16 protein-coding genes are annotated in these 15,750 nt (G+C 61.6%); 10 read left to right on the plus strand and 6 right to left on the minus strand.

The features are described from left to right. Nucleotides 1-34 precede the first annotated feature (34 nt). The 7 genes from ACIQWS_RS22825 to ACIQWS_RS22855 all read left to right on the plus strand — a co-directional run bounded on the left by ACIQWS_RS22825 (nucleotide 35) and on the right by ACIQWS_RS22855 (nucleotide 5,634). Complete coding sequence (locus ACIQWS_RS22825; protein WP_105735188.1) at nucleotides 35-301, plus strand: flagellar biosynthetic protein FliQ; 267 nt, start codon at nucleotides 35-37, stop codon at nucleotides 299-301. A 504-nt stretch (nucleotides 302-805) separates the two neighbouring features. Beyond that, on the plus strand, nucleotides 806-2,896 hold the full coding sequence (flhA, locus tag ACIQWS_RS22830; RefSeq protein ID WP_403184601.1) for a flagellar biosynthesis protein FlhA: 2,091 nt from the start codon (nucleotides 806-808) through the stop codon (nucleotides 2,894-2,896). 11 nt (nucleotides 2,897-2,907) lie between these two features. Next, the gene (gene fliR, locus ACIQWS_RS22835) at nucleotides 2,908-3,666 is read left to right on the plus strand and encodes a flagellar biosynthetic protein FliR (protein ID WP_403184603.1); all 759 of its coding nucleotides are present in this window, start codon (nucleotides 2,908-2,910) and stop codon (nucleotides 3,664-3,666) included. A 1-nt stretch (nucleotide 3,667) separates the two neighbouring features. Continuing rightward, nucleotides 3,668-4,078: a hypothetical protein gene (locus tag ACIQWS_RS22840; RefSeq protein WP_403184605.1), complete on the plus strand. Its 411-nt coding sequence runs from the start codon at nucleotides 3,668-3,670 to the stop codon at nucleotides 4,076-4,078. Nucleotides 4,079-4,127: 49 nt separating this feature from the next. Then, nucleotides 4,128-4,688, plus strand: coding sequence for a rod-binding protein (locus ACIQWS_RS22845; RefSeq protein WP_403184608.1), 561 nt, complete (start codon nucleotides 4,128-4,130; stop codon nucleotides 4,686-4,688). A 26-nt stretch (nucleotides 4,689-4,714) separates the two neighbouring features. Next, entirely contained in the window at nucleotides 4,715-5,152 is a 438-nt protein-coding gene (locus ACIQWS_RS22850) for a flagellar protein FlgN (RefSeq protein WP_308526412.1), read from the plus strand. Further along, nucleotides 5,149-5,634: a hypothetical protein gene (locus ACIQWS_RS22855; protein WP_223615455.1), complete on the plus strand. Its 486-nt coding sequence runs from the start codon at nucleotides 5,149-5,151 to the stop codon at nucleotides 5,632-5,634. Before ACIQWS_RS22850 ends, ACIQWS_RS22855 begins: the two co-directional genes overlap by 4 nt. 6 nt (nucleotides 5,635-5,640) lie before the next feature. Here ACIQWS_RS22855 and ACIQWS_RS22860 read toward each other — a convergent pair whose 3' ends face one another. From ACIQWS_RS22860 to ACIQWS_RS22885, 6 genes are all read right to left on the minus strand, one after another. Beyond that, complete coding sequence (locus ACIQWS_RS22860; protein WP_346307662.1) at nucleotides 5,641-5,982, minus strand: PilZ domain-containing protein; 342 nt, start codon at nucleotides 5,980-5,982, stop codon at nucleotides 5,641-5,643. 195 nt (nucleotides 5,983-6,177) lie between these two features. Beyond that, on the minus strand, nucleotides 6,178-7,443 hold the full coding sequence (locus ACIQWS_RS22865; RefSeq protein ID WP_403184611.1) for an ABC transporter substrate-binding protein: 1,266 nt from the start codon (nucleotides 7,441-7,443) through the stop codon (nucleotides 6,178-6,180). A gap of 25 nt (nucleotides 7,444-7,468) precedes the next feature. Continuing rightward, the gene (locus ACIQWS_RS22870; protein ID WP_288193878.1) at nucleotides 7,469-8,305 is read right to left on the minus strand and encodes a carbohydrate ABC transporter permease; all 837 of its coding nucleotides are present in this window, start codon (nucleotides 8,303-8,305) and stop codon (nucleotides 7,469-7,471) included. Continuing rightward, nucleotides 8,302-9,246 (minus strand): carbohydrate ABC transporter permease, encoded by a 945-nt coding sequence (locus ACIQWS_RS22875; RefSeq protein ID WP_403184614.1) that lies wholly within the window; start codon nucleotides 9,244-9,246, stop codon nucleotides 8,302-8,304. The genes ACIQWS_RS22870 and ACIQWS_RS22875 overlap by 4 nt, the downstream gene beginning before the upstream one ends. Then, nucleotides 9,239-10,393 (minus strand): ABC transporter ATP-binding protein, encoded by a 1,155-nt coding sequence (locus ACIQWS_RS22880; RefSeq protein WP_403184617.1) that lies wholly within the window; start codon nucleotides 10,391-10,393, stop codon nucleotides 9,239-9,241. The genes ACIQWS_RS22875 and ACIQWS_RS22880 overlap by 8 nt, the downstream gene beginning before the upstream one ends. Next, nucleotides 10,390-11,226, minus strand: a complete 837-nt coding sequence (locus ACIQWS_RS22885; RefSeq protein ID WP_403184619.1) for a metallophosphoesterase family protein — start codon at nucleotides 11,224-11,226, stop codon at nucleotides 10,390-10,392. Before ACIQWS_RS22885 ends, ACIQWS_RS22880 begins: the two co-directional genes overlap by 4 nt. 322 nt (nucleotides 11,227-11,548) lie before the next feature. Between ACIQWS_RS22885 and ACIQWS_RS22890 the strand changes: the two genes are divergently transcribed. The 3 genes from ACIQWS_RS22890 to ACIQWS_RS22900 all read left to right on the plus strand — a co-directional run bounded on the left by ACIQWS_RS22890 (nucleotide 11,549) and on the right by ACIQWS_RS22900 (nucleotide 15,691). Continuing rightward, nucleotides 11,549-12,736 (plus strand): serine hydrolase, encoded by a 1,188-nt coding sequence (locus ACIQWS_RS22890; RefSeq protein ID WP_403184621.1) that lies wholly within the window; start codon nucleotides 11,549-11,551, stop codon nucleotides 12,734-12,736. Between the two features lie 59 nt (nucleotides 12,737-12,795). Next, on the plus strand, nucleotides 12,796-14,052 hold the full coding sequence (locus tag ACIQWS_RS22895; protein ID WP_403184623.1) for an ATP-binding protein: 1,257 nt from the start codon (nucleotides 12,796-12,798) through the stop codon (nucleotides 14,050-14,052). A 346-nt stretch (nucleotides 14,053-14,398) separates the two neighbouring features. Beyond that, nucleotides 14,399-15,691 carry an NCS2 family permease gene (locus ACIQWS_RS22900; RefSeq protein ID WP_346307670.1) on the plus strand — a complete coding sequence of 431 codons (1,293 nt, stop codon included), beginning with the start codon at nucleotides 14,399-14,401 and terminating at the stop codon, nucleotides 15,689-15,691. Nucleotides 15,692-15,750: the final 59 nt, after the last annotated feature.

The raw sequence follows: 15,750 nt of genomic DNA on the forward strand, positions 1-15,750 counted from the left end.
GGCATCGTCATCAGTTGACAGCCCGCCGCCGACCATGAATGAGGCCGATGCGCTCGACATCGTCAACCAGGCGATCTGGACGGTGATTGTCGCCGCCGGCCCGGCCGTGGGCGCCGCCATGCTGGCGGGCGTCATCATTGCCCTGTTTCAGGCCCTGACCCAAATCCAGGAAGTCACGCTGACCTTCGTGCCGAAGATCATCGTCATTCTCGCCGTGCTTGCGCTGACTGCCCCCTTCGTCGGCTCGCAGATCAACACGCTGACCCTGCTCACCTATTCGCGGATCGAAAAGGGCTTTTGAGCCTTTGGTGCGTGGTTCGACAGGCTCACCATGAGGGAGCCCGGCGCTCCGCAAAAATGCAACCTCCCTCATCCTGAGCTTGTCGAAGGGCGCACGGCAGCTTTGCAACGCATCCCTCATCATAAAAAATCGCGCCAACTTATCCACCACATCTCAACCCGCATTATTCTCATCCCTGTCCTTTCCGGCGGGAATGCTTCCGGAAACCTTCGAAAGTCGCGAAAGGACCGGCGCTTCGGCCTCGCAGGGAAGAAAACCTGTGCGGCTGGAGAGGGAGCGTTCAATGATGCCGCATTGAGCGAAACCGGTTGCCGGGACAGGTGGTCCCCAGGATCGCAAGCATAGCATACCAGAATACCCAAGACCCGCGTTCCAGGGACCGCCCGTCTTTCCCACCTTCTCAATGGCCAGACGCAATTGCGGGCGTGGCGACCGGTCGACGTGGCCGCTTTGGCTTCGCGTAAGCTTCGCTCCCTATGCTTGCTGTGATCATAGGAGAATGCTGTGCAACAAGCTGCCGTAAAGAAACTGGGTGACAAGGGCTATCTGACCGGCAGCGATGTCGGGCTGGCGCTCGGCATCGTCATCATTCTGACCGTGCTCTTTCTGCCCGTCTCGCCGATGGTGCTCGATATTGGCCTTGCCTTTTCCATTGCGCTCTCGGTTCTCATTCTCATGGTGTCCCTGTGGATCCAGCGCCCGCTCGACTTCTCGGCGTTTCCGACGGTCCTGCTGATTGCCACCATGATGCGCCTGTCGCTCAACATCGCGACAACCCGCGTCATCCTCACCCACGGCGATGAAGGCTATGCCGCCGCCGGGCAGGTGATCCACGGTTTCTCCCAGTTCGTCATGGGCGGCGACTTCGTCATCGGCCTCGTGGTCTTTGCCATCCTGATCATCGTCAATTTCCTCGTCATCACCAAGGGCGCCACGCGTATCGCGGAAGTCGGCGCGCGGTTCACGCTCGATGCCATTCCCGGCAAGCAGATGGCGATCGATGCGGATCTTTCCTCCGGCCTGATCGACGAAAAGGAAGCGCAGCACCGCCGCCGTGAGCTGGAAGAGGAAAGCGCGTTCTTCGGTTCGATGGACGGTGCGTCGAAATTCGTGCGCGGCGACGCCATTGCCGGCCTGATCATCACCGCCGTGAATATTTTCGGCGGCATCATCATCGGCGTCACCCGCCACGGCATGGAAGTCAGCCAGGCGGCCGACGTCTTCACCAAGCTTTCCGTCGGTGACGGTCTGGTCACGCAGATTCCGGCGCTGATCGTCTCGCTGGCGGCGGGCCTGCTGGTGTCCAAGGGTGGCACGCGCGGCTCCACCGACAAGGCCGTCTTCGGCCAGCTCGGCGCCTATCCCAAGGCTCTGTTCGTGGCCGCGCTGCTGCTGTTCGTGCTGGGTGTCCTGCCGGGTCTGCCTTCCTTTCCCTTCTTCATTCTCGCCCTTGGTCTCGTCGCCATCGGCATTGCCGTTCCGCGCAAGATCGCCCGGGTGGCGGCAGCAGCCGTAGCCGAGCAGAACCAGAGGAAGAAAGAGGCGGAGGACGAAGATCGCAATTCCGTCCGCGCCTCACTGGAAACGGCGCAGATCGAACTATGCCTCGGCAAGCAGCTGTCGACCCGCCTGATGGCCTCGCAGCTGGAACTGGCGCACCGCGTCAACAAGATGCGCAAGAAGTTCGCCACCGAATACGGCTTCGTGGTTCCCGAGATCAAGGTCACCGATGATTTCCTCATCCCGCCGAAGGTGTACCGCATCAAGATCCACGGCACGGTCGTGGTCTCGCAGGAGCTGCGGGTCGGTGAAATCCTGGTGATCCCCGGCGACAGGCCCATTCCGGAAATTCCGGGTGAAGAGGTGCGCGAGCCCGCCTTCGGCATGAAGGCCTATTCGGTGCCGGAAACCTTTGCCGCCGATCTGAAGCGCGACAACTACATGACCGTCGACAATCTCTCGGTGCTGCTGACCCACCTGAGCGAGATCGTCCGCAACAATCTGGCGCAGCTCCTGTCCTACAAGGACATGCGCGCGCTGCTCGACCGGCTCGGTCCGGAATACCGCAAGCTGCTTGACGATATCTGCCCCGTGCACCTGTCCTATTCCGGCCTGCAGGCCGTGCTCAAGCTGCTGCTGTCGGAGCGCGTGTCGATCCGCAATCTCAACCTGATCCTGGAAGCCATTGCGGAAGTCGCGCCGCATATCCGCCGTGCAGAAATGATCGTCGAGCATGTGCGCATGCGCATGTCGCAGCAGATCTGCGGCGATCTGGCGGACAATGGCGTGCTCAGCGTGCTGCGCCTCGGCAACCGCTGGGACATGGTTTTCCACCAGAGCCTCAAGCGCGATGCCAAGGGCGAAATCGTCGAGTTCGACATCGATCCGCGCCTGCTCGAACAGTTCGGCACCGAGGCCAGCACCGCCATCCGCAAGCATCTGGACGCGGGCGAGCGCTTCGTGCTTGTCGCGTCGCCGGAAGCGCGCCCCTACATCCGCATGATCATCGAGCGGCTGTTCGCCACGCTGTCCGTGCTGTCCCATGTGGAGATTGCCCGTGGCGTCGAAGTGCGTTCGCTCGGCACGATCTCGTGAGGCCTTGATCGATGCTGCAGAACCTGGCGCTCAGCGACATGGTGATCGCCGCCTTTCTGGTGTTCGCCCGCGTCGGTTCGTGCCTTCTGATCATGCCGGGCATTTCCAGCCCGCGCATTCCCATGCAGATAAGGCTGTTTCTCGCCCTGACCTGTTCGCTGATGGTGGTGCCGCTGGTGTTCAAGCAGATGGCGCCGGTGGCCAATGCAGCGCCACTGGTGCTGATGCGCATCATCCTTATCGAAGCCGTCGTGGGCGCGCTGATCGGCATCCTGGCGCGCATATATTTCTGGGCTTTGCAGTTCATGGCCAATACCATCGCCATGGCGACGGGCTATTCCGGCGCGCCGGGGGCGGGCATCGAATCGGAGGAGCCGCAGGCGGCCATCGCCACCATCGTCACCTTGTCGGCACTGCTCATGTTCTTCGTGATGGATCTGCATCTCGAGGTGCTGCGCGCCCTGCTTTCATCCTATTCGGCCATTCCGGTGGATGGGGTATTCCAGCCCGCGACCGCCATGGTCAACCTCACCGATACGCTGTCCAAGGCGTTCTTCAGCACCATCCGCATCGCCGCGCCGTTCATTGTCTTCGCCATTGTGGTGAATATTGCGGTCGGGCTGATCAACAAGCTGACGCCGACTATTCCCGTCTACTTCATCTCCATGCCGTTCGTTCTCGCGGGAGGCTTGATGCTTCTCTATTTCAGCATGCCGGATCTCCTGCGCTTCTTCACCAGCGAGGCCGGCACTTACCTACGGAACTTCTGACATGAGCATCAGGCCCGGCTCGCGCCAATCCCTGCGCGGAATGATCAAACTGCAGCGGCTGACCAAGGCCCGGCACGAGATGGCGCTGGCGCGCCTGAATGCGCAGTCCGCGGCCATCGCGGAAGAGAATACGGCATTGTTCAGGATGCAGAACGACCGCTTCGAGAATGGCGCGGGGATCGTCCCGCCCGATCTCGTCATGAAACGGCTGGAAACCAACAAGGCGAAGCAGGCGGGCCTGTCCGAACAGATGGTGCGGGAAAAGCGCGATCTTTTGGCGGTATCGCGCACCATCGATATTCTGTGCGGCCGCCTGCGCCAGCTGGAACAGGTGATGGAACGGGCCGCTGCTGCCGAGGAAATCGAGGAATATGTCATCCATACAATCGTTGGCGGCACAAGCCTCCCGTAAGTTTGGCGCGGTAAGGTACGAAGCATGAAACACGATGGGACAGTGACCGATGGCCATTAATCCACCTTCCGATCTGGTGCTGGATGTTGCCAATGCAGCCGATCCGGCAACCCTGCAGGCGTCGGTCGAGAAGCTGCGCAGCCTTGCCGCGGCGCGCGTCGAAGCCCAGACACGGCTGTCGCGCGAGACATTCGCGTCCATCCAGCAGGCCGGGACACCAACGGTTTCCGTCGGCAGCACCAGTGCGCCGGGCGCGCCGAACCCCGCCTACAAGAAATTCGAGTCGTTCATGCTGCAGTCCTTTGTCGAATCCATGTTTACCGGCGACAACCAGGCCGTGTTCGGCAAGGGTATTGCCGGTGACTACTGGAAATCGATGATGGCGGAGGCGGTGGCCAAGAAGATGGCCGATGCCGGCGGCATCGGCGTGGCGCGGATGCTGGAACAGCAAAGCGCCAACAAGGCGAAAAGCGCGGCGGCGAGCGCCGCGCCTGCGGTCTCCGGCGATCAGACCCCGGACCCGAATGTCATTTTGTACCAGATCGAACGGCAACTCATTCACAAGCAATTGAAGACGACGAAACCTCTTGACGCGATCAAACGGGGCTGATGCCGGCAAGATTGGAGGAAATGAATATGGATATAGTCAACGATAATGAAGAGAACGGCACCGTGATCGAACACGCTCCCCTTGTACCCGAAGTCGAACCGGCGCTTGAGCCTGTCCTCTTTGCCATCAAGCGCCTCGAAGAGGTCGTCGAGCGCGAAACCAAACTGCTGCTCGATGGCGAGACCATCGATCTTGCTGAAATCAACTCGCACAAGAGCCGTGGCCTGCGCGATTTCAACAAAGCGATGAACAAGGCTGCGAAAACCGCCGGCGTACCGGCGCTCAAATCGCTGCAACCGGTGCTGGATGCCTTGAAGCAGAAGCTGGACCGCAATTGTGATGCCATCAAGCTGCATCTGCGTGCCGTGACCGAGCTGACCGGCCTCATCCGGGATGCGCTGGAAACGCAGGAAGCCGACGGCACCTATACCGCCCAGCAGATGAGGAACGGGCAAGGCGCATGATCCGTATTGTCCTGATCGGCCTCTGGATCTGCGGCGTGGCGCTGGGATCGCTGTATTTTGCCGTGTGGCAGAATTCGGCGACGGCGGCTGTGTCGTCGCAGAGCAAGGATGTGCTCGATTTCGGCAAGACCGACAGTTTCAGTGTCCCGATCATTCTGGACGGGGCAGTGGAAGGCTATATCGTGGTGCAGCTCGGCTATACGCTCGACAGCCGCGTCAAGGCCTCGGTCACCGTGCCCGTTGCGCCGTTCATCAATGATGAAATCTTCCGCCAGTTCTATGGCCGCTTCTCCGATGTGAAAGACGTGCAGAAGGTTGAATTTGCCAGCGTCAAGCAATCGGTCATCGACGGAGTCAACGCCAAATTCCCCGAACCGCTGGTGCGCGATCTCCTGGTCGAGCAGTTCAACTACATCACCGCCAAGGAAATCCGCGACCAGAACACCAAGGGCCTGCAGCGGCAGGCACCCGCGGCGCCCTGATCCACCTCACAAGGAATAGTATTTTCCGGCAAGGGCGCTGAGGACCGCTTCGCTCAGCGGTGTCACATTCGCATCTTCGATGAAGCGCACGCCGAAGTCGCCATCCCGGTGCCAGACAATCTCGGTCATCAGCGCCCCGCGATACTGGTCGTCGAACAGCCAGAAGCGGTTGGGAATGGTACAGGGCCCCACGGTGCGGATGCGGGCACCGCCGCCGGCAATGTTGTGAAAGTGGCACTCGGTCAGAAACTGGCCTTCAAGCGTTGCAAGCTTTCCTGAGCGCAGGCGTGTCCGCTTGCGTTCTTCAATACGCTTTTCCGTCTTGTGGCCGGATTCGGTTGGTGGCATCGATGGCTGGTCCAGCAAGGATTGATGGTCCGGCGCGAGTACGTATCCGGGATACATATTTCAAGCCGGTGGTTGTCCCTGATGGTCATAGTCTCAAACCATTGCAAAACCGTTATACCAAGTTGGCAAATGCGTGTGATGCGGACAGGCGCCTTGTCCCGGCGGGCAGGGCGCCTGTCCTTGATTGAACCGGTGTCAGCGGCGTGGCAGAAGCTTCTGGACCTCGTCGGCCGCGTTGTTCAGGGCTTCCTGCGGTGTGGCCGACTGTTCGACGACACGTGAGAGGTTGTCGACGATGGTCTGGGTCACCTTGACGCCATTGGTGCCGGGGAAGGCATACCAGGGGATCATGCGGTTCATCTGGTTGAGACCAGCCTGGAACAGCGGGTTCTGCTTGTAGAAATCGGCGAGATAGTCCGGCGACTTCGCAGCAAGTTCGTTGTTCGGCACATAGCCGGTGCCGGGAACCACCACCGAAGCGCCGTAGGGACCGGCGGCGAACTTGGCGAATTTCCATGCGGCCTGCTGCTTGGCGGCATCCTTGGTCAGGATGACGACGGCATTGCCGCCCGTGGGCAGATGGCCCTTTTCCGGATTGAGCAGCGGCAGCGGGCCGGTGCGCAGGTCGAACTTCGTGCCGACATTCTTGATCGTGTTGCGCAGCGCGCCCGTGGTCTGGAAGGCAAAGCCCACCTTGCCGGCAACGAAGGCCTGTTCACCCGCCTGCTTGGTCAGGACGGGCATGCCGCCTTCCTTGACCAGACGGCTGACGAGGTTGAAGGCGGCGATGCCTTCCGGGCCGTTGAAGGCGACTTTCTTTTCATCCGGCGAAAGCATGGTGCCGCCGGCGCCGAACAGCAGGGCGGAGAACATCCAGTCATCGCCCTGCCAGCGGAAGTCGATACCTTCATTGCCATTGCCGAGCGCCTTGACCTTGGCACCGAGGGCAATGACCTCGTCCCAGGTCTTCGGCGGCTGGTCGGGATTGCCGCCCGCCTGCCGGATCAGGTCGGCATTGTAGTACATGATCGGGTTGGAGGTGGCGAAGGCAAGGCCGACCTGCTGGTCGCCGACCTGGGCAAGGCGAAGGATGTTGTCGCTGAAGCCCTGGGCCGCCATATCAGGCTCCTTGGCGATCAGCGGCTTCATGTCGACATTGACGCCGCGCTCGGCAATCATCCGCAGGCGGTTGAGGCCGATGAAGGTGATATCGGGCATTTCGGCGGTTCCCGCCTGCCGCAGGATCGTCTGGATGCCTTCCTCATAGGTGGCCGAGGGGCTGACGAAGCTGATCTTGATATCGGGGTTTTCTTCCATGAACTTCTTGGAGATGACATCCATCACATCCTTGAAGAAACCGGGCATCGGGTAGTGCACGTTCAGGGTGGTTTCCGCGAAAGCGGGAACACTGAACGCGGTGGCGATAGCGGCTGCCGCAATCGTCTTTCGGAAGAAGCTCATTGTTATCTCCTGGTCTTGGGAACGGTCAGCCTTTGAGGCCGGTGAGGGTGATGCCTTCGATGAAACGCCGCTGCGCCAGCAGAAAAGCGGCAACGAGCGGCAGGGTGATGATGAGGGTTGCGGCCATCAGCGCGCCGTAGTCGTCGCCGGCTTCGGCGGCGCGGAAGAACAGGAGGCCCAAAGGCGGTGTCGCCCGTTCGCTGCCGGTGATGACGATGAGCGGCCAGAACAGGTCGTTCCAGTGCGCGACCACCGAGAAGATGGCGAAGGCGGTGACCGCAGGCCAGGCATTGGGAACGATCACCCGGTTGACGATGGCAAGCTCCGACATGCCGTCGAGCCGGGCGGCCGAGATCAGGTCGTCCGGCATGGCGCGGAAAAACTGCAGGAACAGGAAGATGCCGAAGACCGAGATGAAAAACGGCGCGGACAGGGCAAAATAGCTGTTGAGCATGCCGGCCTTGTTCAGGGCGACATAGATGGGCAGGGCAGTGGCATGAATGGGGATGAGCAGTCCGAGCATGACAAGCGTCATCATCGTGCGGGCGGCGCGGAATTTCAGCTTGGCCATGGCATAGGCGCAGGGAATGGCGATGACCACCTGGAAGAAGAAGATCAGGCCGCAGACCACAAGCCCGTTCCACAGGAGCTGGCCCATCGGCACCCGGGTGAGCGCCTTGGCAAGGTTTTCCCACAGCGCCCAGTGCTGCGGCAAAAGGGTGAGCGAGGAGGAAAAGATTTCCTCGCGGGATTTCGCCGCGGTGGAAATCATCCAGATATAGGGCGCAAGGAAAACGAGGGCTCCGGCCGAAAGCATGGCGAGGCGCAGGTTGCGCATGGAGAAGAAGGCGGTGTTTTTCATGTGTAGTGCACCCGTCTGTCGAGAACCCGGTATTGGACGAGCATCAGCACGATGAGGAAAGCGAGGAAGATGACGGTCATGGCCGAGGCATAGCCGACGCGCAGATAGACGAAGCCCTCCTGATAGATGGTCCACAGAAGCACTTCCGAGGCTTTGTTCGGGCCGCCTTCGGTCAGCGTCTTGACCGTCTCGAACACCTTGACCGCATTGATCACGCTGATCGTGGCGACGAACAGGGTCGTCGGTCCGAGCATTGGCCAGGTGACGAGCCGGAAGCGCTCCCAGCTGCCCTTGGCGCCGTCCACTTCCGCCGCGGCATAGAGCTCGCGCGGGATGGCGGTGAGGCCCGCGAGAAACAGCACCATGTTGAACCCGACCGACTGCCAGATGCCGATGATCGCCAGGCTGATCAGCACCGTGCTGCTGCTGCCGAGCCAGTTGGGACCGGCAATGCCAAGCATGGACAGCATGGCGTTGACCGGGCCGATGGTCGGGTGCAGCAGGTACTGGAACACCGTGGCCATGGCCACCAGCAGCGAAGCGACGGGCAGGAAGTACACGGTGCGAAAGAAGGCGCGGCCGCGCGTCTCGCTCTCGATGAGGAGGGCGACGCCAAGGCCGATGAACACGGAAAAGGGCGTAACGATGGCGGTATAGACGGCGGTGTTCTTCAGCGAGATGAGGAATGTCCGGTCGGCGAAGAGCTCGATGTAATTGCCGAGGCCGATGAACTGGAAATCATCATAGCCGAGCTCGTAATTGGTCAGGCTGAAGACAAAGACGGCAAGTGTCGGCAGCAATATCAGGACGATGATGAGCAGGATTGCCGGTGCAGCCAGCTGCCAGGCCACGCGCTCTTCGCGTTTGGCGGCGCGGATGGCTGCCTGCCGGGCGGTGGTCCGGGCGGCGGGAAGAAGATCGGGTATCGCGGTCTCATGCATCGACGGCAACCCTTGCCGTTGCCCGCAGCGGCACGCGCAGCCCGTCCTGCCCGAAGACGAGGCAGGCATCTCTGTCGATCTCGAGCGTGACCGGCGATCCCATACCCAGATGGGTCACATCGGCCGGGGCGGCCTTGATGACAATGCCGTCTCCGGCGCCATCGGCCTGCGTTGTCACCAGCACTTCCGAGCCGAGGAACTCCAGCCGGGTGACGGTGGCGGCAATGCCCTTGGCGCCCTGCGGCCTCAGCCTGATGCGCTCCGGCCGTATTGCGAGCTGGACCGGGGTGCCGACCGGACCGGTAACGCCGTCGACCACGGCCTTGCCGCTGAAGAACACCGTGCCATTGTCCGCGGTCACGGCATCGATGATGTTGATGCGCGGGCTGCCGACGAATTTTGCCACCTCGACATGGCGCGGATCGTCATAGATCTCGGCGGGCGAGGCGAATTGCAGCACCTTGCCGCCCATCATCACGGCGACCCGGTCGGCCATGCTGAGGGCTTCGGACTGGTCGTGCGTGACATAGATGGTCGGCACGCCGGTGCGCCGGTGCAGGTCGACGATCTCCGCGCGGGTGTGCACGCGCAGATTGGCGTCGAGATTGGAAAGCGGTTCATCCATCAGGAACACGCCGGGCTGGCGCACCAGCGCCCGGGCGAGCGCCACGCGCTGGCGCTGGCCGCCGGACATCTGCCCCGGCTTGCGTTCGAGCAGGTGGTCGATCTTCAGGCTGGTTGCCGTGGCCAGCACCTGCTGTTTGATTGCCGCCTGCGCGGCGCTCCTGCCCGCGATGAAGCGGCCAAGCAACGGCATGCGCTGCAGGGTGGAAAGCGTGCGCATGGCCAGCGGCACGGCAATGTTCTGCTCGGCGGTCAGGTGCGGATAGAGCGCATAGGACTGGAACACCATCGCCACATTGCGGTCGGCCGGATGCTCCGCCGTGATTTCGCGGTCGCCCATCCAGATGCTGCCGGCATCGCCATGGTCAAGACCGGCGGCAATGCGAAGCAAGGTGCTCTTGCCGCAACCCGACGGCCCGACGAGGGCGATGAACTCGCCGTCTTCCGCTTCGATGCTGACATCGTTCAGGATGCTGTTCGTGCCGTAGGATTTCGAGATATTCCTGAGGGCGAACGCGCTCATGCGGCTGTCTCCGGTGCCTGCGCGATGCGCGCACGCGGATAGACCTCCTCGATGACGTCGTCGAGGATGAAGCGCGAAAGGCTGCCGATCTCGACGATGTCTGTTTCAACAGTGTCGGTCAGCGTATGGATCGCCGCGCCGACAATGCGCTGGCCGGGCATGTCCCGCTCCATATCCCCGACGACGAACGACGAAGCCGGGGCCCAGACGAGACTGGTGTCGTTGTGCATGCCTTGCCAGGCGCGGTGCAGGTGTCCGCTGGCATGCAGGGCCACATCATATTCCCCGATCAGGTCGAGCAGCCGCTTGCGCGGCGCAGGGCGAACGCTCCAGTAACCGGTTTCGCCTTCGTCGGCCGCGTCGACAAACAAGGGCTTGTGCGCGAAGAGGGCGATGCGGCGGGTCTCCGCTTCGGCAAGCGCGTCCTCAAGCCAGTCGAACTGTTCTTCCTCTTCGAGGCTGTCATTGCCGAGGATCAGGCTGTTGAGACCGACCAGCCGCCAGCCGTCCATGTCGTGAATCCAGCGGTCCGGTCCGACCATTTCGCGCCAGCGGTCGATGCGCGTGGCGTTGACCGGCTGCGGGCTGCCGGGCATGTGGCCGATATCGTGGTTGCCGGGCAGGCTCAGGACCTTGACGGGAAGCGCGTTCAGCAATCCGGCGGAGAAGGCCAGGTCGTCCTCGATATCCGCGCCGTTGATGGACAGATCGCCCGTGTGCACCACCAGGTCCGGCTTCTGCTCGGCGACCCATTGGGCCAGGGGTGACCAGTTGGCGTTGAAATGGGCCTTGGAAGGGCTGAGGTGAGTGTCGGTGATCTGGATGATCCGCACAGGATATCTCTCTTCAAAATCGAACAATGGGGGCGCATGTGGTGCTGGGGGAAAGCCGTTTCCGACCCGACCCGGCGCGGGGTCTTCTTAGGCTTGGTCTGTGACAGCTGCGTTTCAAGCCAATGACAATTCAATGAACCTCGTTGCCCCATGCGGGTCGGACGGGGCGGATAGGCCGGCCGCAATTTCTGCTCAATCAGCGGTGAAGATCAGGCCGTTCACCATGGTTGTTTACACCTTATCAACCTCGGCCTCAGTAGTCTCAACCGACGCCCAACCCGTTGAATTATGCCCTTCGCCCCTTTCGCATGGAGATCCCGCAATGCTGCTTGGTTTCGCTCGTCAAAGCCTGTTGTACCGCGTCAGAACGCTTGCGCTGGCCTGTGCCCTTGCCACCGGTTTGGCGGGCGCGGCGCAGGCAGCGGACCAGCCTTGGCTGGTGCTCGACGTGCCGACCGGCAAGGTCCTGGGCGAGGGCAACGGCTATGCGCCGCACGGACCGGCCTCGCTGGCCAAGATGATGACGCTGTATCTGACCTTCGAGGCGATCCGGAAGGGCAAGCTGAAGTGGGATGATCGTATCGTCATGTCGGCCAACGCTGCCCGGAAGATTCCGGCGAAGCTGTGGATGCGCGGCGGCGATACGCTGAGCGTGCGCGAAGCCGTGGATGCCATGATCATCCTTTCGGCCAATGATGCGGCTTCCGCCATGGGTGAGCATCTGGCCGGATCGGAGGCGCGTTTTGCACAGCAGATGACCCAGCGTGCACGGCAGCTTGGTCTCAGAAACACGGTGTTCCGCAATGCATCCGGCCTGACGGAAAAGGGACAGACGACAACGGCGCGGGATATGGCTGTGCTGGGCGTGGCCGTGATGCGCGATTTCCCCAAGGAGTATGGTCTTTTCTCGCAGCGGTCCTTCGTCTTCCGCGGCAAGCAGATCAACGGTCACAACAATCTGATGTATCGCTATGCCGGCGTTGACGGGATCAAGACCGGCTATACCGACGCTTCAGGTTTCAATCTCGTATCCTCGTTCACTGACAACAACAGGCATATTGTCGGTGTTGTCCTCGGCGGCAAGACCGGACGGTCGCGCGATGACCGGATGGCGGAGCTTTTGACCCAGTACATGCCGCTTGCAAGCGATGCGGGCAAACGTGGCAATAATCTTGTTGCCAAAGCCGAACCGCAGCGCAAACCCGGCATTGCCGAACTTATCGATGAATCCAATATCGAACAGGGCGATGGCGGGTTACAGCCTTTGCAGACAAGCGGCCAGTGGAATATCCAGATCGGTGCGGTGGATACGCGCGCCGATGCCAACCGGCTGCTGGGCAAGGCGGATCGGCTGGTCCGTTCGATTTTGCCCGAGGCCAAGGGTTATATTGAACCCGCAGCCAAGCGCTTTCGGGTGCGGTTTGGTGGTTTCACGGATCTACAGGCTGCAAGTGCCGCCTGTTCCGAACTGAAGCGCCGCTCGTTCGCCTGCATCACCTCACGCATGTAATTTTAAAATAGACGTCTATTCGCTTTAAATCAGACGGTAAATGATTTAAGAGTGGACGCATGAGTGATTCCCCGCCTGAAAAGCATGGCCTGATCGAAAGACGCGTCGGGCCGCACGTCGCAACCGCCCTGTCGGATACGCGGGTCGTGCTGATCGCCGGTCCGCGCCAGGCGGGCAAGACGACGCTGGCCCGCCAGTTCTCGGGTGCCGACAGGCCCTATCTGACATTGGACGATGCCGCGACCCTGCAGGCGGCCCGTACCGATCCGGTCGGCTTCATCCGCGGGCTGAAACGGGCCGTCATCGACGAGGTGCAGCGCGCGCCGGAACTGATGCTGGCGATCAAGGAGAGCGTCGATACGGATCAGGAGCCTGGGCGGTTCCTGCTGACGGGATCGGCCAATCTCGCCACGGTTCCGGCCATCGCCGATTCCCTCGCGGGACGCATGGCGGTCATCCCGCTGCTGCCGTTTGCCCAATGCGAACTGGCGGGAACGCCGGGCAATTTTCTCGACCGGCTGTTTGCCGGGGACGATCTGCAGCTGGCAGCCCGGCCGGTCACCGGACAGGCCTTGAGCGATATCGTGCTGCGCGGCGGCTACCCCGAGGTCGTGCGCCGGTCGTCGCCAGCGCGCCGCAAGGCCTGGCTGGAAGACTACGTTGCCCTCATTCTCGACCGCGACGTGCGGGACATCGCCAATATCGATCAGCTGGACCGCCTGCCGCGGCTTCTCGACGTGCTGGCCGAACATGCGGGCCAACTGACCAACCATTCCAGTTTCGGTGCGGCGCTCGGCCTTTCCAGCGTGACGGCGCAGAAATATGTCGCCATTCTCGAACGCCTGTTCCTGGTGCGCACCTTGCCGCCCTGGTCCACCAACCGCCTGACCCGGCTGATCAAGACGCCCAAGCTGCATTTTCTCGATACCGGTTTGCTCGGCGCCCTGCGCGACACCGATGCCGACGATGTGCTGAGTGACCGCACGCGGTTCGGCGCCATCCTGGAAAGCTTTGTCGTGTCGGAAATCTTCAAGCTGGCGGCCTGGTCGGAGCGCCGCCTGACCTTTTCGCATTACCGCACTAAGGATCAGGATGAGGTCGATCTGGTCATCGAGGACAGGCGTGGCCGGGTCATCGGCATCGAGGTCAAGGCGGCGGCCACCGTGCGCCAGCAGGATCTGCGCGGGCTGCGCCAGCTGCAGGAGGCGGTCGGCGACCGCTTCGTCCATGGCATTGTGCTGCACGATCACGACCGGATAACGCCCTTCGGCGAAAAGCTGCATGCAATGCCGCTGTCCGGCCTGTGGTTGAGTTAAGTCAGCGCAGGATGCTTGCGGGATGCGGCAAATGTTTCTATGAATGCGAGGGATAGCCGCCGCCGCTATCTGCTTCTTTTCCCATCCGAAACTTAGCTGGCATCAATAAAATATTGAAGCTGTTTCGCTCATGTCTGCGGAAATCATGGCCTAGCATCGCCGCGCCGGAAGACGCACTATCAGCCCCGCAGTGGAAGCACTGAGGAGAGGCTGGCTGTGGAGGAGCTGCGCCAGTTTTCTCTTGATTGAAGACGTTCGAAAACTCAAAACAGGCAGCCATGCGACTCGCCGATCCAAGGGGGTCACGCAGCAACCGGAGACTCGGCGAGAGCCAGGGGGAGGAATCATGCTCGAAAAGCTTTTCAAGCTACGAGAACACAACACATCCGCACGCATCGAAATGCTCGCGGGACTGACGACATTCCTGACGATGTCGTACATCATATTCGTCAATCCGGAGATTTTGTCGTCGACGGGAATGGACCGCAATGCCATCTTTGTCGCCACCTGTATCGCCGCGGCGGTCGGATCGCTGGTCATGGCGTTTGTCGCCAACTGGCCCATCGGCATGGCGCCGGGCATGGGCCTCAATGCCTTCTTCGCCTTCACGGTCGTGGCGGCGATGGGCTTCTCCTGGCAGCAGGCGCTGGGTGCCGTTTTCATTTCCGGATGTATTTTCATCCTGCTCACCGTTACGGGCGTGCGCAGCTGGCTTGTTGCCGGCATTCCCAAATCGCTGCGCAGTTCCATTGCGGCGGGCATCGGCCTCTTCCTTGCCTTCATCGCGCTGAAGAATTCCGGGATCATCGTCGCCAACCCCGCCACCTTCATCGGTCTGGGCCATCTCGGCAGCACGCCCGCCCTGTTCGCCATGCTGGGCTTCTTCATCATCGCGGCGCTGGATGCCCTGAAGGTGCGCGGTGCGATCCTCATCGGCATTCTCGTGGTCACCGTCCTGTCGATGGCCGTGGGCGCCAGCGAGTTCAAGGGCGTGTTTTCCGCGCCGCCGAGCCTGGCGCCGACATTCCTGCAGCTTGATATCATGGGCGCCCTGCATACGGGCCTGCTGCAGGTGATCCTGGTTTTCGTGCTGGTCGAGGTATTCGATGCCACGGGAACGCTGATCGGCGTGAGCAAGCGTGCCGGCCTGATCGAGGAGGGGAAACCCAACCGTCTCGGACGCGCCCTGTTTGCCGACAGCACCGCCATCGTGGCCGGTTCGCTGCTGGGCACCAGCAGCACGACCGCCTATGTCGAAAGCGCATCGGGCGTTCAGGCCGGCGGTCGGACCGGATTGACGGCACTCACCATTGCCGTCCTGTTCCTGGCGGCCCTGTTCATCTCGCCGCTGGCCGGTTCCGTTCCCGGTTATGCCACGGCACCGGCCTTGCTCTACGTCGCCGGCCTGATGATGCGTGAACTCACCGACATCGAATGGGGTGATGTGACCGAGGCCACTCCGGCGGCACTGACCGCGCTGATGATCCCGTTCACCTACTCGATCGCCAACGGTCTTGCCTTCGGCTTCATCAGCTACGTCGTGATCAAGACGTTCACCGGCCGGGTCAAGGACGTGCATCTGGCAACGTGGCTCGTGGCGATCCTGTTTGTCGTCCGTTACACCCTGTTCCCTGTGTGAAAAAGCGGCCCGGATGCATGCCGTATCCGGGCCAGACTGTTTGCAGGCTTAAGCGAAGG

Origin of the sequence: Phyllobacterium sp. NPDC097923 (genome assembly GCF_044760925.1) — a bacterium.
Classification (GTDB): Bacteria; Pseudomonadota; Alphaproteobacteria; order Rhizobiales; family Rhizobiaceae; genus Phyllobacterium; species Phyllobacterium calauticae.